This is a genomic window from Ferriphaselus sp. R-1, from assembly GCF_000746095.1.
Classification (GTDB): Bacteria; Pseudomonadota; Gammaproteobacteria; order Burkholderiales; family Gallionellaceae; genus Ferriphaselus.
The window spans coordinates 18,138-42,064 of record NZ_JQKP01000015.1; the positions used below are offsets into that span (position 1 = coordinate 18,138).

Sequence of the window (23,927 nt, forward strand, 5' to 3'; positions counted from 1 at the left end):
CAAACTTAGGGGTAGTGGCAATGGGAAAAATGAATGTGGCGCAGTTCGCCGGCGAGCTCGGTCAGCCGGTATCACTGCTGCTGGAGCAGTTTCAGTCTGCTGGCGTGGCCAAGCAGTCCGAGGCTGACCAGGTATCCGAGCAGGACAAGGCTCAGTTGTTGGCGTATCTGCGCACCGCGCACGGTGGGGCCAGCAAGAGCAAGATCACTTTGACCCGGCGCGAAACCACCGAGATCAAGAAGTCGGACAGTTCCGGCAAGGCACGCACCATCCAGGTGGAGGTGCGCAAGAAGCGCGTGGTGGCACCACAGCAGCCCGTAGCGGCAGCGGTCGTGTCGGTTGCCACGGCGGCTGATCCCGTCGCCCCGGCTGCGCCAGTCACCCCGGTCGCCAATGTGCTGACTGATGGTGAGCGTGCCGCCCGCGAGGCGGAAGCACGTCTGCAAGCTGAACTGGCGGAGCGTCAAGCCGCCGAGATCCGTGCCAAGCAGGAGCGTAACAAGCGCAAGCATGCCGAGCCCGAGCAGCCGGAAGTGGTCGCTGCGCAGCCGGTGTCTGAGCCGGCTCCATCGGCAGCGCCTGTCGCTACGCCGCAGATCGGTGCGCCGGTGGTGCTTGCGGCACCGGCTGCCCCAGCTGATCTGACCGATGGGACGTTGCACAAACCTGCACCCCGTCCCGGTGACAAGGTGTCCAAGCCCGCCCTCAAGAAGGGTGTCGCCAAACCAGCCGTTCCGGCCAAGGACAGCCCGTGGGATGCCGATGGTCACAAGAAGCGCACGCCAGCCAAGACGGCGGTGGATGCCCGCGCGACGACCACCCGCAACACCGGGCATGGTCGGGCACTGCGTCACGATAAGCACAGCAAGCAGGATGCGGCACAACACGCATTCTCCCTGCCGACTGAGCCTATGGTGCGCGAGGTGATGGTCCCGGAGACCCTCACTGTGGCCGAGTTGGCGCAGAAGATGGCGGTCAAGGCTGCCGAGATCATCAAGGTGCTGATGAAGATGGGCTCGATGGTCACCATCAACCAGGTGCTGGATCAGGAGACTGCGATGATCGTGGTCGAAGAGTTGGGTCACGTCGCCAAGGCGGCCAAGGCCGACGATCCCGATGCCTATCTGGTGGATGATGCCGAGCACAAGGACCTGGTGATGGAGCATCGCGCCCCGGTGGTGACGGTGATGGGCCACGTCGACCACGGCAAGACCTCGCTGCTGGACTACATCCGCCGCACCCGTGTCGCTTCCGGCGAAGCGGGCGGCATCACCCAGCACATCGGCGCGTATCACGTGGATACGCCGCGCGGTATGGTGACGTTCCTCGATACACCGGGTCACGAAGCGTTCACCGCGATGCGTGCGCGTGGTGCCAAGGTGACCGACATCGTGGTGCTGGTGGTGGCGGCGGACGACGGCGTGATGCCGCAGACCCGCGAAGCTATCCACCACGCCAAGGCGGCGGGCGTGCCCATCGTGGTGGCCGTGACCAAGATCGACAAGCCTGAAGCCAACTCCGAGCGCGTCAAGCAGGAGCTGGTGACCGAAGGCGTGGTGCCGGAAGATTGGGGCGGCGATGCGATGTTCGTGGAAGTCTCGGCCAAGAGTGGTCAGGGCATCGACGCGTTGCTGGAAGGTATCCTGCTGCAGGCGGAAGTGCTGGAATTGAAGGCGGCCAAGGATGCCAACGCCAAGGGTATCGTGATCGAGGCCCGCCTGGACAAGGGCAAGGGCCCGGTCGCCACCGTGCTGGTGCAGGGCGGTACGCTGAAGCGCGGCGACACCGTGCTGGTCGGCGCCGTGTTCGGTCGCGTGCGCGCCATGTTGGACGAGAACGGCAAGCCGACCACGGAAGCCGGTCCCTCCATCCCGGTGGAAATTCAAGGTTTGTCCGAAGTGCCGGTGGCCGGCGAGGATTTCCTGGTGCTGTCCGACGAGAAGAAGGCGCGCGAGATCGCGCTGTTCCGTCAGGGCAAGTTCCGCGACGTGAAGCTGGCCAAGCAGCAGGCCGCCAAGCTGGAGAACATGTTCGAGCAGATGGCCGAAGGCGAGGTCAGCACGCTGGCCTTGATCATCAAGGCCGACGTGCAGGGTTCGTGCGAAGCCATCGCGCATTCGCTGGCCAAGCTGTCCACCCCCGAAGTCAAAGTCAACATCATCCACAGTGCGGTGGGCGGCATCACCGAGTCCGACATCAATCTGGCGCTGGCTTCCAAGGCCATCGTCATCGGCTTCAACTCGCGTGCCGACGCGACGGCGCGCAAGCTGGCCGAAGCCTCGGGCGTGGAGATCCGTTACTACAACATCATCTACGCCATGGTCGATGAGATCAAGGCGGCGATGTCCGGCATGTTGGCTCCCGAGAAGAAGGAAGTCATCTTGGGTGCGGTCGAGATCCGTCAGGTGTTCCACATCTCCAAGGTGGGTACGATCGCCGGTTGCTATGTGACCGAAGGTCTGGTCAAGCGCAGCGCCGAAGTCCGCGTGCTGCGCAGCAACGTGGTGATCCACACCGGTGAACTGGATTCGCTCAAGCGCTTCAAGGACGACGTGAAGGAAGTGAAATCCAACTTCGAGTGCGGCTTGTCGCTCAAGGGCTACAATGATCTGGAAGTCGGCGATGTGCTGGAAGTGTTCGAGATCGTCGAAGTGGCACGCGCACTGTAATGCCCAAGGATTACGCCCGCACCGACCGCATCGCCCAGCAGATCCAGCGCGAACTGGCTGAGGCGATTCGTCTGGAGTTGAAAGACCCGCGCGTGAAGCTGGTGACGGTGACCGATGTCGAGGTCGCCAAGGATTATTCCCACGCCAAGGTGTTTTACACTGCGCTGGAGGGGAATAGCCCTGAGCTGCAGCAAGGGCTGGAGCGCGCCAGCGGGTTCTTGCGCCGCCATGTCGGGCAGGCGATCAAGCTGCGCATCGTGCCGCAACTGCACTTTGTCTATGATGCCTCGGTCGAGCGTGGCTCGCAGCTGTCGCAACTGATCGACCAGGCGGTCGCCAGCGATCGGCATTCCGCAGAGGATTGAGGCGGTCGGCATGGCACGAGACTACCGTGCGCTGGACGGCGTGTTGCTGTTCGACAAGCCGCTGGAACTGAGCTCCAACACGGCACTGCAAAAGGTGCGCCACTTGTTCCAGGCGGACAAGGCGGGGCATACCGGCACGCTCGATCCGCTGGCGACCGGCTTGCTGCCGGTCTGTTTCGGCGAGGCGACCAAGTTCTCCACGGCGTTACTGGATGCGGACAAGACCTATCTGGCCAAGGCCAGGTTAGGCCAGGTGACCAGCACCGGCGATGCCGAGGGCGAAGTCATCGCCAGTCACGAGGTGACGGTGGACGAGGCGCAAGTCCGGGCCGCTTTGCTGCATTTTGTGGGCGAGATCGAACAGTTGCCGCCCATGCACAGCGCCATCAAGTTTCAGGGCAAGCCGCTGTATGAGTACATACGCAAGGGCGAGAGGGTAGCGCGCGAGAAACGCCGCGTGACCATCCATGCGTTGACTCTGGTGAGCTTTTCCGGCGATGAGTTGGAGTTCTCGGTGCGTTGCAGCAAAGGGACTTATGTCCGCACGCTGGCCGAGGATATAGGCGCGCACCTGGGCTGCGGCGCGCACCTGATCGGTCTGCGCCGTACCGCTATCGCCGGTCTCAGTCTGGACCATGCCGTGAGTTGGGCGGCGTTGCAGGTGATGAGTCCGGTGGAGCGCGACAGCCACATTCTGCCCGTGGATACGCTGCTGCCGGAGTATCCGGCGTTGCAGCTGGATGAGGTGCAGACCCGGCGATTGGCACAGGGTCAGCAGTTGACGGTCGATGCTGACCTGCCGGAAGGCAAGCTGCGTTTGTACGGTGCCGGACGGTTCATCGGCGTAGGAAATCTGAAAGGGGGGCGTTTGTCCCCGGAACGACTGTCGGCAAGCGTGGCAAAAAGCGCCGCGAATGCTGATTTGACTTGAGAAATCGCCCCGAACGGGGGTAGAATGCCGCACTTTTTTTAGGAGAGAGTAAGAGATGTCCATCACCACTGCGCAAAAGGCGCAAATTGTTTCCGATTTCCAACGTGCCCAAGCCGACACTGGCTCCCCCGAAGTGCAAGTGGCGCTGATGACCGCACGTATCAACTACCTGACCGATCACTTCAAAGAGCACAGCAAGGATCACCACTCCCGTCGTGGCCTGCTGCGTCTGGTGAGCCGTCGTCGCAAGCTGCTCGACTACTTGAAGAGCAAGAACGAAGACAGCTACCGCACGCTGATCAAGCGCCTGGAACTGCGCAAGTAATTCAAGACGGGGCGCGGCAGTGCCCCGTTTTTTCTTCAGCCGTCTGACGAATCCGCTGGCGCAGCGTGCGCCAGTACACGCATTTAGAGAGGTCAATCTTGAGCCAGTACAAAAAAACAATCACTTACGGCAAGCACCAACTGACTATCGAGACCGGCGAGATCGCTCGCCAGGCATCCGGTGCGGTGATGGTGAGTCTGGATGACACCGTGGTGTTGGTCACCGTGGTCGGTCGCAAGGATGCCAAGCCCGAGCAGGATTTCTTCCCGCTGACCGTGGATTATCAAGAGCGCACCTACGCTGCAGGCAAGATCCCCGGCGGCTTCTTCCGTCGTGAAGGTCGTCCTTCCGAGAAGGAGATCCTGACCTCCCGTCTGATCGACCGTCCGCTGCGTCCGCTGTTCCCGGAAGGTTTCTACAATGAAGTGCAGATCGTGGCGACCGTGATGTCCAGCGATCCGCAGATCGACTCGGACATTCCGTCGATGATCGGTGCCTCGGCGGCTCTGGCCCTGTCCGGCATTCCCTTCGACGGCCCCATCGGCGCGGCGCGCGTGGGCTATCTGAACGGCGAATACGTGCTGAACCCGACGGCTGACGAGCTGAAAGAATCCAAGATGGATCTGGTCGTGGCCGGTACCGACCGCGCCGTGCTGATGGTCGAATCCGAAGCGCTGGAACTGTCCGAAGAAGTCATGCTGGGTGCGGTGGTGTTTGGCCACGAACAGATGCGCGTCGTGATCGATGCCATCAATGAGATGGCTGATGAAGTCGGCGCGGATGCCTGGGACTGGACCGCTCCGGCCAAGGACGAAGCTCTGATCGCACGTCTGGCCGAACTGGCCGAAGCCGATCTGCAAGCGGCTTACGCCGTGCGTTCCAAGCAGGCGCGCACCGTTCAGTTGAGCGAGATCAACAAGCGCGTGGTCGATACCCTGCTGGCTGAAGATGCGACTCGCCAGAAGAATCACGTCAACGACGCGTTCAGCGCGCTGGAAGCCAAGATCGTGCGCGGCCAGATTCTGGGCGGCGAGCCACGTATCGACGGTCGCGACACCCGCACCGTGCGTCCGATCACCATCCGTACCGGCGTGCTGCCGCGTGCCCACGGTTCGGTGCTGTTCACCCGTGGCGAGACACAGGCTCTGGTGGTGGCGACTCTGGGCTCCATGCGTGACGCGCAGACCATCGACGCGCTGCAAGGCGAGTACAGCGACCGTTTCATGCTGCACTACAACTTCCCGCCGTATTCCACCGGTGAGACCGGTCGTGTCGGTACGCCCAAGCGCCGCGAGATCGGCCACGGTCGTCTGGCCAAGCGCGCCATCTTCGGCGTGCTGCCTTCTGCCGATGACTGCGGCTATGCGATGCGCGTGGTGTCCGAGATCACCGAATCCAACGGTTCCAGCTCGATGGCCTCCGTCTGCGGCGGCTGCCTGTCGCTGATGGATGCCGGTGTGCCGCTGAAGGCGCACGTGGCCGGTATCGCCATGGGCCTGATCAAGGATGGCAACCGCTTTGCCGTGCTGACCGACATCCTGGGCGACGAGGATCATCTGGGCGACATGGACTTCAAGGTGGCCGGTTCCGATGCGGGCATCACCGCGCTGCAGATGGACATCAAGATCAACGGCATCACCAAGGATATCATGCAGGCTGCACTGAGCCAGGCCAAGGAAGGCCGTATGCACATCCTCGGCTTGATGAAGGAAGCGCTGCCCGCTTCGCGTTCCGAAGTCTCCGACTTTGCGCCGCGCATGCTGAAGATGAAGATCAATCCGGACAAGATCCGCGACGTGATCGGCAAGGGCGGCTCGGTGATTCGTGCCATCACCGAAGAGACCGGCACCACCATCGACATCGACGACGAAGGCAATATCACCATCTCCTGCGTCAGCGGCGAGGCGGGTCTGGCCGCGCAGAAGCGCATCCAGGACATCGTGGCCGAAGTCGAAGTGGGCCGCATCTACGAAGGTCCGGTGGTCAAGCTGGCCGAGTTCGGCGCGTTCATCAACATCTTGCCCGGCAAGGATGGTCTGCTGCACATCTCGCAGATCTCCAGCGAGCGTGTCGAGAAAGTGTCTGACTACCTGAAGGAAGGCCAGGTTGTGCGCGTCAAGGTGTTGGAGATCGACGACAAGGGCCGCATGAAGCTGAGCATGAAGGCCGTGGCTGCGGAAGAAAAAGCCGCTGCCGAAGCACAAGCTCCCGCTGCCGAATAAGCAGCCGATGCCGAACTGATGCCCCGCTGATGCGGGGCATTTTCATTTGAACGATCATGCTTGCCTGGAAAGACGGACAACCCTATTCCAATCGCTACGGCGATGTGTACTTCTCCACCGATTCCGGGCTGGAGGAGTCGCGCCATGTGTTCCTGCACGGCAACCGGCTGGCCGAGCGGTTCGCTGCGCTGCGGCCCGGTGAGGCGTTCACCCTGGGCGAGACCGGCTTCGGCACCGGGCTGAACTTCCTTTGCGCCTGGCAACTGTTCGAACAGGTCGCGCCAGCCGGGGCGACACTGGATTTCTTCAGCATCGAGAAATTCCCCCTGCGGGACGAGGAGCTGCGTGACGCGCTGGCGCTCTGGCCGGAGTTGGTGGCGCAAGCCGAGGTCATGCAGCAAAAATGGCGCAGACGTGTCCATGGCTGGAATCGCTGGACCTTCGGCGGTGGACGAGTGCGCTTGACGCTGGCCATCACCGACGTGGCGGATGCCTTGGCGAAACTGCCCGGCGGGCGTTTCGGGCAGGGACAGGTGGATGCCTGGTTCCTGGACGGTTTCTCTCCCGCCAAGAATCCGGAGATGTGGTCGCCCGAGGTGTTCGCCGGTATCGCTCGGGCTTCCCGTGCGGGGGCGACGCTGGCGACCTACAGCAGCGCGGGCTGGGTGCGGCGCGGGCTGGTCGAGGTTGGCTTCCAGATGGAAAAAGCTCCCGGATTTGGCCGCAAGCGCGAGATGTCGCGCGGGGTGCTGGACGGTGTGGCGGCGAGCGATGCGCCGCCGCGCTCGGCTATCGTTATCGGTGGCGGGCTGGCGGGCTGTGCCGCAGCTTATGCGCTGGCGCAGCGCGGGGTTCAGGTCACGCTGGTCGAACGGGCCGGGGAGCTGGCCAGTGGTGCTTCGGGCAATCCACGCGGGATTCTGCATGCCCGATTCAGCGCGGGCATGAACCCGCTGCATCGTTTCGTGCTTGCCGCGTACGGCCACGCCCTGTCGGCGCTGGACGAGCTGCTTCCGGTGGATGGCAAGTTGCGCGCTGAGTGCGGGCTGTTGCAACTGGCGTTTTCGGACGCCGAGATCAAACGGATCGGGCGGCTGGTCACGCTGGACTGGCCCGTGCCTCTGTTCGAGGCGGTGGATGCAGAGACGGCCTCCAAGCGTACCGGCATGGCGATGGAGCGGGGTGGTTTGTGGTTCCCGAGTGCGGGCTGGGTAGTGCCGCCTGCGCTGTGCCAACGCTGGGCCAGCGCAGCAGGCATCACTCTGGCGCTGGGGCATGGGGTGGACACGCTGGCTCAGACCGGAGCAGGCTGGCAGGTCGCCGGTCAGGATGGCGACGGGCGGGCGTGGCAAGCTGAGGCCGATATCGTGGTGGTGTGTTGCGGCCATCAGGCCACCTCGCTCGCCCAGTTCGCACACTTTCCGCTGACCCCGGTGCGCGGCCAGATCAGCGCCTTGCCGGGCACCACGGCCAGCGTCGCGCTGGATGCGGTGGTCTGTGCCGACGGCTACAGCTCACCTGCCGAGTGCGGCTACCACATCGTCGGAGCGACGCACAGCTTCGACGACGTGGATACCTCGGTGCGCACCGTCGACCATGCCGTCAACCTGGCACGGCTGGGCGAGCATATGCCTGCCCTGCGCGAGGCATTGGGTGACCTCGACCTCGACCAGCTTGGTGGCCGTGCCTCGATCCGTTGCTCCGCGCCGGGAGCCATGCCGCTGGTCGGTCGGGTGGAGCCGGGCTTGTATTGCAGCCTGGCCCACGGCACACGCGGTTTGCTCACCGCCGGTCTGTCGGCTGAGCTGATCGCCTCCCTTGCCTGTGCCACCTTGCCGCCGCTGCCGATGACGGTCGTCGTTGAGCTGTCTCCCGAACTGCGCCTCAAACCCAAGCACTCCCTCTGAAGGATCAGCCATGACTTTGCAAACCCTTACCCTGCTTGAAACCCGCGTGCTCGGCGTGCTGGCGGAGAAACAGCGCACCGTGCCCGACACCTACCCCATGACACTCAACGCGCTGCTGTCCGGCTGCAACCAGAAGACCAGCCGCAACCCGGTGCTGGATGCGACCGAGGCCGAGGTGCAAGCCGCGCTGGACAGTTTGCGCGCACAGACGCTGGTGGTCGAATCCAGCGGCGGACGGGTGGCACGTTATGCCCACAACATCGAGCGCGTGCTGCGCGTCCCCAGCCAATCGACCGCCTTGCTCGCCACCCTCATGCTGCGCGGCCCGCAAACGGCGGGTGAGCTGCGCATCAATAGCGAACGCCTGCACGCCTTCGCCGACATCTCCTCGGTCGAGAGCTTCCTCGATGAGCTGCGCGAACGGGAGGCGGGCGCGCTGGTCGTCGAACTCCCGCGCCAGCCCGGCTCCCGCGAGAGTCGCTGGATGCACTTGCTGTCAGGCGAGCCGGTGATCGAGGCGGTTGCGGTGCCCCACGCCCAGCCGTCGGGCGAGGTCAGCCTGGGCGAGATCGCCGCGCTCAAGGCCGATGTCGCGCGTCTGCAATATGAGGTGGCCGAGCTGCGACAGATCGTGGGTCGGCTGTGTACGGAGTTGGGGGCGTGAACCTGCGGGAACTTCGCGCTGTGGCGCTTCCCGGCTAATCCCTCTATAATCGCGACCCATCGAATCCGCCGCATTTCGCCCGACTCCATGCAACTTTTCGCCTTCGGCATCAACCACCAGACCGCGCCGCTTTCCGTGCGGGAGCAGGTGTCGTTCAATGTGAACGCGGTGGAAGAGGCGTTGCGCAGCATGGTCGATCACGGGGCGGCCAAGGAAGCGACCATCCTTTCGACCTGCAACCGCACCGAGATCTATTGCAATACCACGGAACCGGCGCGCGCTATCGACTGGATGGCCGAGTTCCACCAGCTGCCGCAGCGCGAGATCGAGCCCTATCTGTACACCCTGCCACGCGAACTGGCGGTGAAACACGCTTTCCGTGTGGCCTCCGGGCTGGATTCCATGGTGCTGGGCGAGCCGCAGATCCTGGGCCAGATGAAGCAGGCGGTGCGCCACGCCGAGCAGGCGGGCACCTTGGGTTTTGTGCTGCACAAGCTGTTCCACCGCACCTTCTCGGTGGCCAAAGATGTACGCACGCAGACCGAGATCGGCGCGAACCTGATCTCCATGGCGGCGGCAGCAGTCAAGCTGGCCGAGCGCATCTTCCCGTCCATCGAAGGCCAGCGCGTGTTGTTCATCGGCGCGGGCGAGATGATCGAGCTGAATGCTGTCCACTTCGCCGCGCGCAATCCCGCCCACATCACTGTGGCCAACCGCACGCTGGAACGCGCCCAGATGCTGGCGCGCCGCATCAACGGCCAGGCCATCACCCTGAACGAGCTGCCCGAGCAACTGGCGCTGCATGACATCATCGTGACCTGCACCGCCAGCCCGCTGCCTATCCTGGGCAAGGGCATGGTCGAGCGCGCACTCAAGCAACGCAAACATCGCCCCATCTTCATCGTCGATCTGGCCGTGCCGCGTGACGTGGAGCAGGAGGTCGAGGAGTTGCGCGACGTATTCCTCTACACCGTGGACGACTTGGCCGAAGTGGTCAAGGATGGTCAGGATGCCCGTCAGGGCGCGGTGAAGGACGCCGAGGTCATCATTGATTCCGGCGTGGCCGACTTCGTCAACTGGATGGATTCGCGCGAAGTGGTGCCCACCATCCGCGCCCTGCGTGACCACGCCGAGCGTCATCGCCGCCACGAGCTGGACAAGGCACAGCGCATGCTGTCCAAGGGCGAAGATCCGCTGCGCGTGCTGGAAGTGATGAGTGCCGGGTTGCTGAACAAATTCCTCCATGCGCCCACCCACGCGCTCAATCACGCCGCACCTGACCATCGCGCGGCCTTGCTGGACGCGGTACATCAGCTACACCATCTGCACGACCCCGAATGAACGAGAGCATCGCCTCCAAGCTCCAGCAGCTTTGCGCGCGGCTGGACGAGGTCAATCAGCTATTGAGCAGCGAAGAGGCTACGCGCGACATGGATGGCTTCCGCAAGCTGAACCGTGAGCGCACCGAGCTGGAGCCGGTGGTGGCGGCCTATCTGGCCTATCAGGGCTGCGAGGCCGACATCGCGGCGGCGCAGGACATGGCCAGCGATCCCGAGATGCGCGAGTTCGCGGCAGAAGAGGAGCGCGAGGCGCGCGTCCGCATGGAGGCGCTGGATCTGGAGCTGCAAAAGCTGCTGCTGCCCAAAGACCCCAACGATGAACGCAACGTGTTCCTCGAAGTGCGCGCCGGCACTGGCGGCGACGAGGCGGCGCTGTTCGCCGGCGACCTGTTCCGCATGTACACGCGCTTTGCCGAGCGCAACCGCTGGCATGTGGAGGTCGTGTCCGAGAGCGAGGGCGAGAAGGGCGGCTACAAGGAGATCATCGCGCGCATCGTGGGGCAGGGCGCGTATTCCGTGCTCAAGTTCGAGTCCGGTGCCCACCGTGTGCAGCGCGTGCCCGCCACCGAGTCGCAAGGGCGCGTCCACACATCGGCCTGTACCGTAGCGGTGCTGCCGGAGGCGGACGAGGTGAGCGATGTGGTGCTGAACCCCGCCGATTTGCGCATCGACACTTTCCGCGCCAGCGGTGCGGGCGGCCAGCACATCAACAAGACCGACTCCGCCGTGCGCATCACCCACTTGCCGACCGGCACCGTGGTCGAATGCCAGGACGGGCGCTCGCAGCACCAGAACAAGGCGCAAGCGATGCGCGTGCTGGCGGCACGCATCAAGGACAAGGAAGAGCGCGAGGCGCACAGCAAACTCGCCGCCGAGCGCAAATCGCTGGTCGGCAGCGGCGACCGTTCCGAGCGCATTCGCACCTACAACTTCCCGCAGGGCCGCGTCACCGACCACCGCATCAACCTCACGCTGTACAAGATGGACTTCATCATGGACGGCGACATCAGCGAACTCACCGGCGCACTGATGGCCGAGCACCAGGCCGAACAGCTCGCGGCCCTGGCAGACACCAGAAACTGATACCTGCCGTCTCCCCGATGCCTATGCATCCGGCCTGACTAGGCCAAAGGATATATTGCCAGCCCCGCTAAATTCGGGGAGACTGCGCGCCGGCTGAAAGTGCCCGATGATGGCTGGAGCGCGTCGCGGTAGCGACTGGCAGCCGGGATGCTCTCACGTCCAACCACCTCATGAAAACAACAAAGGGAGTGTGCAATGATCAAGAAATCACAGCTGTTGGTGGCGTTATTCACCGTCTATCTGGGCGGTTGCGCATCTGTGCCGATGGCCTCTGTCGAAGAAGATACCAAGCAGAAACAGTTCGCTCCTCCGTCACAGGGGATGTCCGGCGTGTACATCTTCAGGAATTCCAGCTTTGGTGCGGCGCTGACCAAACTCCTGTATATCGACGACCAGTTGATCGGTGCCAGTGCGGCGAACACCTATTTCTACCGAGAGATCAAGCCGGGTGAACACAAACTGTCGACCCAGACCGAGTTCGGCAACAATCATCTAAAGATCAAGACCGAGGGCGACAAGAATTACTACGTTCGCCAATACATCAAGTTGGGTGCCTTCGTTGGCGGAGCGGGCCTTGAGCAATACAATGAGGAGAAGGGAAAGGCGGGAGTGCGCGAGTGCAAGCTGGCCAAGACTACTGGGTCGACTACCCCCGCACCTGCTCAGGCAACTTCGACAGATACCAGTCCAACTGTGGCCACTACGGGGGCCGGTTCTGTTGCTCAATAACTTCGGCAACCGCCAGACTTGAAGAAAAGCGGGTAGGTCAGAGAACAAGACTATCGGGTAAAACAACTGCTTGGGATTTACTAATACAGCGCGGGAATCTTGCTGTTTGCGGCAGCACTACGGGAACGGGAGGCATGCGCCTCCCGTTTTGTCTTGCTCGCCGGGAAGTTCTCAGCGCGTGGGGATGTCGTCCTTGGGCGTGTTCTGCTCGGTGGCGAACAGTACGGCAGCTTTCACGCGCGATGACAGGTTGAGCTTGGTGAGGATGTGGCGGACGTGGAGTTTTACGGTGTCGTAGCTGATGGACAGGGTCTGGGCGATGGCTTTGTTGCTTTCGCCGCGTGCCAGCAGTTGCAGGATCTCGCGCTCGCGCTCGGTCAGCAGCTTGAGCGAGTGTCTGGGTTCCGGGTCGGACTTGTCGCCGCGTAGCAGGTTGATCATCTTGACGGTCATGGTGGGGGCGACCACCAGTTCGCCGGCGGCGACGCGGCGGATGGCATCGACCACTTCTTCCGGAGCCATGTCCTTGAGCAGATAGCCGCGCACGCCAGCGCGTATCGCATTGGACAGATCGGTCTCGGAGTCGCTCATGGTGAGCATCACGACCGGGGTCTGCACGCCTTCGCTGCGCAGTTTTTCCACCAGCGCGATGCCATCCAGTGGCTTCATACGCAGGTCGACGATGAGCAAGTCCGGCTTCTGTTCCAGCAGGACGCGCAATTCTTCGATGTGCCCGGTCGCCCCCAGTACGGAGAAGCCGTAGCAGTTCGACAGCAGCTCGCTCAAGCCGCGACGGCACAGGCCTTGATCGTCGACCAGGATCACTTTCAGCTTCTCATTCATTCATTGCTCTCCAGTCCAGCGTGGGTTGGGGGAAGGACAGTTGCACCTGCGTGCCCTGGCCGGGTGTGCTCTTGACGCTGATCTCGCCGCCGATGCGCTGCGCTCGTTCGCGCATGATCATGACCCCGTAGTGCCCTTCCACCGGAGTGAAGGTCAGTGAACCTCGACCGTTGTCTTCGATGGTGAACACGAAATAGTCGTTGCAGGCATCCACGAACAGCCGGGCGTGGCTGGCTGCAGAGTGGCGGGCGACGTTGGTCAGCGCTTCACGCACGATATGCAGGATCTCGATCTCGTATTCGAGCGGCAGTTCGAGGTCGACCAGGCGGTTGTGGTAGTCGAGCTTGATGTCGTTGCGTGTGCGGAACTGGGTGGTCAGGTCGTGCAGGGCGGTCAGCAGCCCGCGCGAGTCGATCTCGCCACGGAAGTCGGTGATCAGTTCGCGTGCGCTCTTTTGGCCCATCTCCATGGCTTCGTCCAGGTCCTGCGCGCATTTCGCAGCCATGACCGGGTTGCCGGAACGCAGCGACTCTTGCAGTACGCTGACGCGCATGCGGGCGTAGATCAGGGTTTGCGCCAGCGTGTCGTGGATCTCGCTCGCCATGGCCTGACGTGCTTTCATGCGCTCGATGCGTTTCAACTCGCGGTTGGCGCGGGTGTGCTCGATGGTCGCCCCCATGATCTCGGCGAAGGCGGCAATGATGTTCATGCTGTGGCTGGAGGCATTGCGGTGCACGTCGAAGAACACGGTCAGGATGCCCAACGGTTCGCCGGGGGTGCCGGGTGCCTCCAGCGGGGCAGCGACCAGCGACTGGAAGCGGCAGGTCGCGTGCGGGCAGCTTTGGCGGGCATCGCACGCGCTGATGTCGGCGGTGTGGACCACATGCCCCAGGGTCGCGCAGTCACGCACCGCACAGTCCAGTTCGACGAAGTTCTCGGCTTCCTGCTTCAGCTCCGCAGATAGTCCCGCCGAGCTGATGATCTGCATGGTGTTGCCGTCCGGCGAGAGCAGTCGCACTACACCGGCGGTCGCGTTGACCGTGCCGATGATGCTTTCCAGAGAGTTCTTCAGCAGAGTGCGCAGTCTGCCCATCTGGGGGGCTGAGGCTGCGATGGTGTGACCGGCAGGCGCGACGAACTCCGGGTCGCATGGCCAGGCGAACGCGGAGGAGTCGGTGAATGTGATGGGTGTCGTATTATTTTGCATCGGCCTGAGCCTGATCACGGTGAGCGCCCGCGAGACTAAGCTGATTCATTCAAAATATCAACATCCTGAACGGATTAATCAACTATCCAACCCATCAGGGTTATACGCGTCCCCACCCAATGAGGTTATAGACACCCGGATGCGCGATTCAGCTTAATAGCGCACCTTATAAAAGTGCGTACGCTGTCCTGGATTCGGGGATGGCCGTTGCGACAAAATCCTATAAAGAGTTGATATGTCCTCGCCCATACACGACCCGATAGCGCCACCCATCCCCGATGTTGCCACGACCGTCAAGACCACCACTTGCTACATGTGCGCCTGCCGTTGCGGCATCAAGGTGCACCTGCGCGACGGCGAGGTGCGCTACATCGAGGGCAATCCCGACCATCCGCTGAACAAGGGCGTGATCTGCGCCAAGGGCGGCTCGGGCATCATGAAGCAATATTCTCCCGCGCGCTTGACCAAGCCGCTGCGCCGCAAGCCGGGTACGGAGCGTGGTGCCAACCAGTTCGAGGAGATCAGTTGGGACGAGACCTTCGACATCCTGGAAAAACGCCTGTCGCACCTGCGCGCCACCGACCCCAAGAAATTCGCGCTGTTCACCGGACGCGACCAGATGCAGGCGCTGACCGGCCTGTTTGCACGCCAGTTCGGCACGCCCAACTACGCGGCGCACGGCGGTTTCTGCTCGGTCAACATGGCGGCGGGGATGATCTACACCATAGGCGGTTCGTTCTGGGAGTTCGGTGGCCCCGACCTGGAACGTGCCCGCGTGTTTTACATGATAGGGACGGCGGAAGACCACCACTCCAATCCGCTGAAGAGCGCCATCGGCGAGTTCAAGCGCAACGGCGGGCGTTTCGTCGCCATCAATCCGGTGCGCAGCGGCTATGCCGCCATCGCCGACGAGTGGATTCCGATCAAGCCGGGCACTGACGGCGCGCTGATCCTGGCCATCATCCGCGAGATCATCGCGCTCGGTCTGTACGACCGCGAGTTTCTGGCGCGCTACACCAACTCCGGTCAACTGGTGAATCAGGATCAGTCCAGCCAGGACTTCGGCATGTTCGTGCGCGATCCCGCAGGCGATGTCATCAACCCGCTGCGTCCGCACAACTTCATGTGGTGGGACCGGCATAGCGACCGGGCGGTGGCCGATCACGCCAAAGGCGCAGACCCGCGTTTGCAGGGCGAATACATCTTACCGGACGGCACGCCGGTGAAACCTGCGTTCCAGCTGCTCAAGGAGCGCGTGGCCGACTGCACGCCGGAGTGGGCGGCCGACATCACCGGCATTCCCGCCGACACAATCAAGCGCATCGCCCACGAGATGGGCATCACGGCGCGTGACCAGAAGATCGAGCTGCCTATCCCGTGGACGGACTGGTGGGGCGAGGAGCACGAGACCGTCACCGGCAACCCGGTGGCGTTCCACTCCATGCGCGGTCTGGCGGCGCACTCCAATGGTTTCCAGAGCATCCGTGCGCTAGCGATCCTGATGTCGCTGCTGGGCACCATCGACCGTCCCGGCGGCTTCCGTCACAAGGCTCCGTATCCGCGCGCCATCCCGCCGAACGCGCGGCCATCGAAGGGGCCGGAAGCGGTGCAGCCGAACACTCCGCTGGGCGGTGCGCCGCTGGGCTGGGCCGAGACACCGGACGATCTGTTCGTGGATGCGGACGGCCAGCCGGTGCGCATCGACAAGGGTTTCTCCTGGGAGCATCCGCTGTCGGCACACGGCCTGATGCACAACGTCATCACCAACGCCTGGCGCGGCGACCCGTATCCCATCGACACGCTGCTGCTGTTCATGGCCAACATGGCGTGGAACTCCAGCATGAACACCGCGCAGGTGCGCGACATGCTCACCGACAAGAACGCCGACGGCGGCTACAAGATCCCGTTCATCGTGGTGTGCGACGCTTTCCAGTCCGAGACTACGGCGTTCGCCGATCTGATCTTGCCGGACACCACCTATCTGGAGCGCAACGACTGCATGTCCATGCTCGACCGCCCGATCTCGGAATTCGATGGTCCGGTGGATGCGGTGCGCGTGCCCATCGTCGCGCCCAAGGGCGAGTGCAAGCCGTTCCAGGAAGTGCTGGTCGAACTGGCCGGACGGCTCAAGTTGCCCGCGTTCACCACCGCAGAAGGCGGGCGCAAGTTCAGTGGCTACAAGGATTTCGTCATCAATTACGAGACTGCGCCGGGCTCTGGCATCGGCTTCCTCACCGGCTGGCGCGGCAAGGACGGCGACCAGGCGATGCGCGGCGAGCCGAATCCCAAGCAATGGGAGATGTACGAAAAGAACGGCTGTTTCTTTCAGTACCACTTGCCGCCGTCCAGCCAGTACATGCGCAACTGGAACAAGGAGTACATGGAGTGGTCGCAGCAGGCCGGTCTGCGTCGCGACAACGACCCCATCATCATCCACATCTATTCCGAGCTGTTGCAGGGTTTCCGCCTGGCCGCGCAGGGCAAGCGCCCCGGAAAACAGCCGCCGGACGAGCTGCGCGAGCGCGTCGCCACCTATTTCGACCCGCTGCCGTTCTGGTATGCGCCGCTGGAAGACGAGCAGAGCGACCTGAAGAAATACCCGCTGAACGCGTTGACCCAGCGCCCGATGGCGATGTACCACTCGTGGGATTCTCAGAACGTCTGGTTGCGCCAGATCCACACCTACAACTACCTCTACGTGAATTCGGCCACCGCAGCAGCGGCGGGCATTGCCGACGGCGGCTGGATGTGGGTCGAGTCGCAATGGGGCAAGGTGCGCTGCCTGTGCCGCTACTCCGAAGCAGTGGAGCCGGGCACGGTGTGGACCTGGAACGCCATCGGCAAGTCCTCTGGCGCGTGGAATCTGAGTAAGGATGCCAACGAGTCGCAGCAGGGCTTTCTGCTCAACCACCTGATCTCGGAAGAGCTGCGCGGCCAGCGGCAGGGCACGCACATCTCCAACTCTGACCCCATCACCGGCCAGGCGGCCTGGTATGACGTGCGTGTGCGCATCTATCCGGCAGAGGCGGGCGAAGCGGAGCACAGCTATCCGCAGTTCGAGTCCATGCAGCCGGTGCCCGGCATGGAGCCGGCCAAGCAAGGCTGGCTGGCGTGGTTCGCCGGAAAAGGAAAGAACAAATGACCCAACTCGCCTTAGTTATCGACCTCAACGTCTGCGTCGGTTGTCATGCCTGCGTGACCAACTGCAAGCAGTGGAACACGTCCGGCGCTGCCGGTGCGCTGGTGGATTGCAATCCTTACGAGGCCGAGCCGAACGGCACCTTCTTCAACCGGGTGCAGACCTTTGAGGTCGGCTCGTTCCCGAACACCGAGACGGTGCATTTCCCCAAGAGCTGCCTGCATTGCGAAGACCCGGCCTGCGTGCCGGTGTGTCCTACCGGCGCGTCCTACAAGCGCAAGGAAGACGGCATCGTGCTGGTGGATTACGACAAGTGCATAGGCTGCAAATACTGCTCTTGGGCGTGCCCCTACGGTGTGCGCGAGTTCGACGAACAGCGCAAGGTGATGACCAAGTGCACGCTGTGCGTGGATCGCATCTACGACGAGAGCCTGCCGGAAGAGCGGCGCAAACCGTCCTGCGTGCTGGCTTGCCCGCCGGGTGCGCGTTTGTTCGGCGATGTGCACGATCCGGATTCCGAGGTCTCGGTCGCCATCCGCGAACGCGGCGGTTACCAGCTGATGCCCGAGGCGGGCACCAATCCGGCCAACCACTACCTGCCGCGCCGCAAGACCGTGATCCCGGTGCGGGCCGAGGAACTTTACCGTTCCGACAATCCGCACAAGATCGACGGGGCTCCGTTCGACAAGAACTTGCCACCTACCACTGAAGAACTCAACTGAGGCTAAAAGATGCGTCCAGCTTTTTCCGTATTATTTCTGACCACGCTGATCGGCGCGGGGCAGGGCTTGTTCATCACGTTGTTTTTCTGCGAACTGCTGGCCGGCGCGACGCTGGGCAGCGGCTTCTTCGTCGGCGGTGCGGTGCTGGTGCTGGTCTTCAGCAGCCTGGGCGGCATCTCTTCGGTGTTCCACCTGGGGCATCCGGAACGTGCCTGGCGCGCCATGACGATGTGGCGCACCTCCTGGCTGGCGCGCGAGGGCATCGCACTGCCCGCCTTCATGGCAGCGGTGTTCGCCTACGGTCTGGCACACTGGCTGAACTTGGGCCACACCCTCGCCATCGGCACGGTCGGGGTCGTACTGGCCATCGTGCTGTTCGTTTGCACCGGCATGATCTACGGCGCGATCAAGGTGTTGAAGGAATGGGCGCATCCGCTGACCATCGTGAACTTCATCGTACTGGGCTGCGCCTCCGGCACCACGTTGGCCGCTGCCTACGCCAGCTTCACCGGCCCCGTGCTGGCAGGCTCCTTGGCGCAGGCGGCGCTGTCGCTCACCGTGCTGGGAGTGTTGACGCGCGCGGCATCGCTGTGGCGCAACGCGACGCTGCGCCCGGTCAGCACACTGCAAACGGCCATCGGCATCCGCCATCCGCGCATCGTGCAGAAGTCGCAAGGCGCGATGGGCGGTTCGTACAACACGCGCGAATTCTTCCACGGCAAGAGTCCGGCCTTCGTGCGCGGCGTGTTGCTGACGATGCTGCTGGGGGCTTTCGTGCTGCCGCTGCTGCTGGTATTGTCGCTGCCGTTGCTGGCTTTCATTGTCCAGTATCTGGGCCTGCTGGCCGAGCGCTGGTACTTCTTCGCCGAGGCTCAGCATCCACAGAACCTTTACTACCAGACCGTAGGCTGAGCGCGCGCCCTTGAAGAACCAACACTCACGCAGATACTGGCTCTACCACCTGCTGCCCTTCATGCAATGGAAGCATCTGGTGGACAAACAGTCCACCCGTGCCGACCTGATCGCCGGGCTGACCGGTGCCATGATCGTGCTGCCGCAGGGCGTGGCTTTCGCCACTATCGCGGGTATGCCGCCGGAATACGGCTTGTACGCCGCGATGCTGCCCGCCATCATCGCGGCGCTGTTCGGTTCGAGCTGGCATCTGGTGTCCGGCCCGACCACGGCCATCTCCATCGCGGTGTTCGCCGCCGTCAGTCCGCTGGCCGAACCCGGCTCGCCACAGTTCATCCAGATGGTGTTGACGATGACCTTTCTGGTCGGCGTGTTCCAGTTAATCCTGGGCGCGGCGCGCATGGGCTTGCTGGTCAATTTCATCTCTCATACGGTGGTGATCGGCTTCACGGCGGGTGCGGCGGTGCTGATCGCCGCCAGTCAGGTGAAGAACTTCCTCGGCATCCCCATCCCGCGCGGTGCGCCGTTCCATGTGGTCATCCAGCAGACCATCGCGCAGTTCGGCAGCATCAATCCCTATGTGCTGTTCATCGGGGCGGTCACGCTGGCGACCGGCATCCTGGCCAAGCGGCTGGTGCCCAAGTTCCCCTACATGATCCTGGCCATGGTGGTTGGCAGTCTGGTGGCGTACTTCGTCAATGCCAGCTACGGGGTGGAGGTGACTCACATCAAGACGGTGGGGGCCTTACCCGCCCATCTGCCGCCGTTCGGCATCCCCGATTTCTCCTACGATACCCTGCACAAGGTACTGTTCCCGGCGCTGGTGGTGACCATGCTTGCGCTGACCGAGGCGGTGTCGATCTCGCGCGCCATCGCGGTCAAATCCGAGCAGCGCATCGACGGTAACCAGGAGTTCATCGGTCAGGGCCTGTCCAACGTGGTCGGCGCGTTCTTCAGCAGCTATGCCTCCTGCGGCTCGTTCAACCGCAGCGGTGTGAACTATGCCGCCGGTGCGCAGACACCGCTGGCCACGGTGTACGCCTCCATCTTTCTGGTGCTGATCCTGCTGCTGGTGGCTCCCCTGGCCTCGTTCCTGCCGACGGCGGCGATGGCAGGCATCCTGTTCCTGGTGGCCTGGGGGCTGATCGATTTTCACCACATCTTCGCCATCGTGCGCACCAGCCGTGCCGAGACGGTCACCTTGTTTGTCACCCTGATAGGCACCCTGGTTGACCTGGAGAAGGGCATCTTCTTCGGCATCCTGTTGTCGCTGGCGCTCTATCTGTTCCGCGTGTCGCGTCCGACCATGGAGGCTTCGGTGCCCGCCAGGGAGGAGGGCTCGTACCATTTCGTCGATGCCAAGGGCAATCCGGAATGTCCGCAGATCCGCATCGTGCGGGTGAACGGTTCCATCTTCTTCGGCGCGGTCGATTACGTGCGCAGCGGGCTGATGCAGATCGACGAGAACAACCCGCGCCAGAAGACCGTGCTGCTGCTGGCTAGCGGAATCAACTTCGTGGATGTGGCCGGAGCCGAGATGCTGGAACAAGAGGCGCGCCGTCGCCGCAAGCTGGGCGGCGGGCTGTATTTCTACCGCTGCAACGAGGACATTTACCGCTTCCTGCGCAAGGCGGACAAGCTCGACGACATCGGTGCCGGCGGCTTCTTCCCGGCCAAGTCGAACTGGATCAAGCCGGTGTACTCCACGCTCGATTCCGATATCTGTCGCAACTGCAAGGTGCGCATCTTCTCCGAGTGCCACAAAGAGTTGCCTGACGGCGAACCCCGCACCGCATGAACAAAGTCGCGCCGCGCCTGCTGCCGTTCCTTTCCTGGTGGCCGTTGCGTGGAGCGGACCTGCGCGCCGACCTGATCGCTGGCATCACGGTTGCGCTGGTGCTCATCCCGCAATCCATGGCCTACGCCCAATTGGCCGGGATGCCAGCCTACTATGGCTTGTACGCGGCTTTCCTGCCCGGCATGGTGGCGGCGATGTGGGGCTCGTCGGCGCATCTGGCGACCGGGCCGGTGGCGGTGGTCGCCTTGTTGACGGCTTCCGCGCTCGCCCCGCTGGCGGCCTCCGGCTCGGTGCAGTTCATCGTGCTGGCGGTAGCGCTGGCCTTGCTGGTCGGCCTGATCCAACTGGCGCTGGGCGTGTTCAGGCTGGGGGTGGTGGTCAGCTTCCTGTCGCATCCGGTCATCGTCGGCTTTACCAATGCCGCTGCGATCATCATCGCCCTGTCCCAGGTCAACAAACTGTTCGGCATCTCCATCGGGCGCAGCGAGCATTTCCTGCAAGACGTGTGGGGCATGCTGCAGCAGGTCGGCGATACGCATCTGCCCACCCTGATGATGGGGCTGGGAGCGTGCGTCATCATGCTCGGCATGAAGCGCTACACGCCCAGGCTCCCCAATGTGCTGGTCGCGGTGGTGCTGGCCACACTGGTGAGCTGGGCGACAGGTTATGAGCGCAACAGCAGCAGTCGCATCGATTACCTGATGGATGGCCAGGTCAGGCTGCTGGCCGATGAGTTCATGCGCACGGAGGCGCGTATCGCCCAGCTGCGGACGCACATCAGCCAGCACAGCGCCGAGTTGCAGCAGTTCCGGAGGCAGGGCGAGAACAGCCAGCGCGTGGCGGCGGTGCGTTACGAGATCGAACTGCTACAGCTGGAGCTGAGCAACGCCGAGCAGGAGAGCCGCAAGAACAACCGCTCGCTGCGCCGCTTCGTGTTCGAGCAGGTCCCGGCGCACGATGGCATCGCGCCCCGGCTCTACCTGCGCGGGCAAGTGCCTGCGGGCGAGCGCTCCGACGGCTACCGCTGGCGCATCGGCAAGGTGAAGGACGGCGAACTGAAGCTGATCGGCGGCGGCGAAGTGGTCGGCAGCATCCCCTCCGGACTGCCGGAACTGTCCGTGCCCGTGTTGCACTGGAGTGATGTGGGTACGCTGTTGTCCAGCGCGCTGGTCATCGCGCTGGTCGGCTTCATGGAGGCGATCTCCATCGCCAAGGCGATGGCGGCAAGAACCCGGCAGCGCATCGACCCCAACCAGGAGTTGATCGGGCAGGGGCTGGCCAACATCGTCGGCAGCTTCAGCCAGGCCTTCCCGGTCAGCGGCTCGTTCTCGCGTTCGGCGGTCAATCTGAACTCGGGCGGACGCTCCGGCATGTCGTCCGTGTTCGCCAGTCTGCTGGTGCTGTCGACCCTGCTGTTCCTCACCCCGCTGCTCTACCATTTGCCGCAGGCGGTGCTGGCCGCGATCATCATCATGGCGGTGCTGGGGTTGGTGAACCTCTCCGCCATGCGCCATGCCTGGCAGGTGCATCGGCACGATGGCATCGCCGCCAGTGTGACCTTCGTTGCCACGCTGGCCTTTGCTCCGCATCTGGACAACGGCATCCTGCTCGGTGCGGCCATCGCCATCGGGTTGTTCCTCTACCGCACCATGCAGCCGCGCGTAGCCCGTCTGGGGCGACATGCCGACGGCACTTTGCGCGATGTGAAGGTCTATCCCGAGATGCCGACCAGTGCAGCCATCGTGCCCGTCCGGTTCGATGGTCAGCTGTATTTTGCCAACGTAGGCTATTTCGAGGACGCGGTGCTGGAAGCGGTGGCAGACAAACCGCGTGCCAGTCACGTGCTGGTGGTAGGCAACGGCATCAACAATCTGGATGCCTCCGGTGAGCAAGTCGTTCGTGCGCTGCACCAGCGCCTGCGCGCCAACGGGGTAAGACTGGTATTCTCCGGCCTCAAGAAGCAGGTGCTGGACGTGATGCGCCGTACCGGCTTGCTGGACGAGATCGGCGCGGATAGCTTCTATCCGGATGAGGACAGGGCGCTGACCGCGATCTGTGACTGGCTGGGCGAGGCGGGCGGGACGGATCCGTTCCATCCAGACCGGAAGCCATCTGGACAATGAAGGGCGGTTTTGCTTCAATGCCCGCATACCTCCAATGGGTTATCGCGCCCACCCGTCGTGGGTATGGACGCAGATCGGCGCTACGTTCTTAATTACGCGCCTGCTGCATAGTTTTATGGCTATCTGGCCGCAGAAGAATTTTTACCCGGAGGAGATGAAAGATGAATTTCGACAAAGAACTGGACGCACGTGGATTGTCCTGCCCGCTTCCCATCCTGAAGACCAAGAAGTCCCTGGCTGATATGGGCAGCGGTCAAGTGCTCAAGGTCGTTTCCACCGACTGTGGTTCGGTCAAGGATATGCAAGCCTTTGCCAAGCAGACCGGCAATGAGCTGGTATCGCAGACCGAAGCAGGCGGGGAGTACACCTTCTTCCTGGCCAAGAAATAACCGGCATCGCGCCGCACAGGGAGAGTCACATGAGTAAAAAGATGGCGATCATTGCCACCAAGGGCACGCTGGACATGGCCTACCCGCCGTTCATCCTCGGCTCGACCGCCGCCGCACTCGGCTACGATGTGCAGATCTTCTTCACTTTCTATGGTCTGCAACTGCTGCGCAAGGATATCTCCGACGTGAAGATCAGTCCGCTGGCCAACCCGGCCATGCCTATGCCTATCCCAATGCCGGTGATGGTGCAGATGCTGCCCGGTATGGAAAGCATGGCGACCATGATGATGAAGGAAAAGCTGAAGAAGCATGGTGTCGCGCCGCTGGAGCAACTGCGTGAGCTGTGTCTGGAGGCCGATGTTAAATTCATCGCCTGCCAGATGACGGTCGATCTGTTCGAGTTCGACAAGAGTGACTTCATCGACAATGTCGAATATGGGGGGGCCGCGACCTTCATGGAGTTCGCGGGCGAGACCGACATCTGTCTGTTCGTCTGATCTGTGACAACGCCGTGGTGTTCCCACGGCGTTGTCGCTTTGGCAACACCGCATACAAAAAT

19 protein-coding genes are annotated in these 23,927 nt (G+C 62.9%); 17 read left to right on the forward strand and 2 right to left on the reverse strand.

Going from position 1 to position 23,927, the window contains the following annotated elements; all coding sequences use genetic code 11:
* Window positions 1–20: 20 nt before the first annotated feature.
* The 10 genes from infB (at window position 21) to DM08_RS09425 (ending at window position 12,235) form a co-directional block, all read left to right on the forward strand.
* The gene (infB, locus tag DM08_RS09380; protein ID WP_035384407.1) at window positions 21–2,669 is read left to right on the forward strand and encodes a translation initiation factor IF-2; all 2,649 of its coding nucleotides are present in this window, start codon (window positions 21–23) and stop codon (window positions 2,667–2,669) included.
* A complete protein-coding gene (rbfA, locus tag DM08_RS09385; protein ID WP_035384408.1) occupies window positions 2,669–3,034 on the forward strand; it encodes a 30S ribosome-binding factor RbfA in 366 nt (121 codons plus the stop codon). Before infB ends, rbfA begins: the two co-directional genes overlap by 1 nt.
* A gap of 10 nt (window positions 3,035–3,044) precedes the next feature.
* Window positions 3,045–3,965: a tRNA pseudouridine(55) synthase TruB gene (gene truB / locus DM08_RS09390; protein ID WP_035384409.1), complete on the forward strand. Its 921-nt coding sequence runs from the start codon at window positions 3,045–3,047 to the stop codon at window positions 3,963–3,965.
* Between the two features lie 55 nt (window positions 3,966–4,020).
* Window positions 4,021–4,290 carry a 30S ribosomal protein S15 gene (rpsO, locus tag DM08_RS09395; protein WP_035384410.1) on the forward strand — a complete coding sequence of 90 codons (270 nt, stop codon included), beginning with the start codon at window positions 4,021–4,023 and terminating at the stop codon, window positions 4,288–4,290.
* Between the two features lie 98 nt (window positions 4,291–4,388).
* Window positions 4,389–6,512, forward strand: a complete 2,124-nt coding sequence (gene pnp / locus DM08_RS09400) for a polyribonucleotide nucleotidyltransferase (protein ID WP_035384411.1) — start codon at window positions 4,389–4,391, stop codon at window positions 6,510–6,512.
* Between the two features lie 56 nt (window positions 6,513–6,568).
* Window positions 6,569–8,419 (forward strand): bifunctional tRNA (5-methylaminomethyl-2-thiouridine)(34)-methyltransferase MnmC2/FAD-dependent 5-carboxymethylaminomethyl-2-thiouridine(34) oxidoreductase MnmC1, encoded by a 1,851-nt coding sequence (gene mnmC / locus DM08_RS09405; RefSeq protein ID WP_035384412.1) that lies wholly within the window; start codon window positions 6,569–6,571, stop codon window positions 8,417–8,419.
* A gap of 10 nt (window positions 8,420–8,429) precedes the next feature.
* Window positions 8,430–9,083, forward strand: coding sequence for a YceH family protein (locus DM08_RS09410; RefSeq protein WP_035384413.1), 654 nt, complete (start codon window positions 8,430–8,432; stop codon window positions 9,081–9,083).
* Window positions 9,084–9,170: 87 nt separating this feature from the next.
* Window positions 9,171–10,424 (forward strand): glutamyl-tRNA reductase, encoded by a 1,254-nt coding sequence (hemA, locus tag DM08_RS09415; RefSeq protein WP_035384414.1) that lies wholly within the window; start codon window positions 9,171–9,173, stop codon window positions 10,422–10,424.
* Complete coding sequence (gene prfA, locus DM08_RS09420; protein WP_035384415.1) at window positions 10,421–11,506, forward strand: peptide chain release factor 1; 1,086 nt, start codon at window positions 10,421–10,423, stop codon at window positions 11,504–11,506. Before hemA ends, prfA begins: the two co-directional genes overlap by 4 nt.
* A 195-nt stretch (window positions 11,507–11,701) precedes the next feature.
* Window positions 11,702–12,235, forward strand: coding sequence for a DUF2846 domain-containing protein (locus DM08_RS09425; RefSeq protein ID WP_081908849.1), 534 nt, complete (start codon window positions 11,702–11,704; stop codon window positions 12,233–12,235).
* A 171-nt stretch (window positions 12,236–12,406) separates the two neighbouring features.
* Here the strand turns inward: DM08_RS09425 and DM08_RS09430 are convergent, their stop codons facing one another.
* Window positions 12,407–13,078 carry a response regulator gene (locus DM08_RS09430; protein ID WP_035384416.1) on the reverse strand — a complete coding sequence of 224 codons (672 nt, stop codon included), beginning with the start codon at window positions 13,076–13,078 and terminating at the stop codon, window positions 12,407–12,409.
* Entirely contained in the window at window positions 13,071–14,285 is a 1,215-nt protein-coding gene (locus tag DM08_RS09435) for a GAF domain-containing sensor histidine kinase (protein WP_035384417.1), read from the reverse strand. The genes DM08_RS09430 and DM08_RS09435 overlap by 8 nt, the downstream gene beginning before the upstream one ends.
* A gap of 235 nt (window positions 14,286–14,520) precedes the next feature.
* Between DM08_RS09435 and DM08_RS09440 the strand changes: the two genes are divergently transcribed.
* The 7 genes from DM08_RS09440 (at window position 14,521) to DM08_RS09470 (ending at window position 23,865) form a co-directional block, all read left to right on the forward strand.
* Entirely contained in the window at window positions 14,521–17,427 is a 2,907-nt protein-coding gene (locus DM08_RS09440) for a molybdopterin oxidoreductase family protein (RefSeq protein WP_035384418.1), read from the forward strand.
* Complete coding sequence (gene soeB / locus DM08_RS09445) at window positions 17,424–18,146, forward strand: sulfite dehydrogenase subunit SoeB (protein WP_035384419.1); 723 nt, start codon at window positions 17,424–17,426, stop codon at window positions 18,144–18,146. The genes DM08_RS09440 and soeB overlap by 4 nt, the downstream gene beginning before the upstream one ends.
* Window positions 18,147–18,155: 9 nt before the next feature.
* Complete coding sequence (locus tag DM08_RS09450; RefSeq protein WP_035384420.1) at window positions 18,156–19,058, forward strand: dimethyl sulfoxide reductase anchor subunit family protein; 903 nt, start codon at window positions 18,156–18,158, stop codon at window positions 19,056–19,058.
* Between the two features lie 10 nt (window positions 19,059–19,068).
* Complete coding sequence (locus DM08_RS09455) at window positions 19,069–20,856, forward strand: SulP family inorganic anion transporter (protein ID WP_237560263.1); 1,788 nt, start codon at window positions 19,069–19,071, stop codon at window positions 20,854–20,856.
* Entirely contained in the window at window positions 20,853–22,979 is a 2,127-nt protein-coding gene (locus DM08_RS09460; RefSeq protein WP_051938069.1) for a SulP family inorganic anion transporter, read from the forward strand. The genes DM08_RS09455 and DM08_RS09460 overlap by 4 nt, the downstream gene beginning before the upstream one ends.
* A gap of 161 nt (window positions 22,980–23,140) precedes the next feature.
* Window positions 23,141–23,368: a sulfurtransferase TusA family protein gene (locus DM08_RS09465; protein ID WP_035384421.1), complete on the forward strand. Its 228-nt coding sequence runs from the start codon at window positions 23,141–23,143 to the stop codon at window positions 23,366–23,368.
* Between the two features lie 29 nt (window positions 23,369–23,397).
* Complete coding sequence (locus tag DM08_RS09470; protein ID WP_035384422.1) at window positions 23,398–23,865, forward strand: sulfur carrier protein DsrE2; 468 nt, start codon at window positions 23,398–23,400, stop codon at window positions 23,863–23,865.
* Window positions 23,866–23,927: the final 62 nt, after the last annotated feature.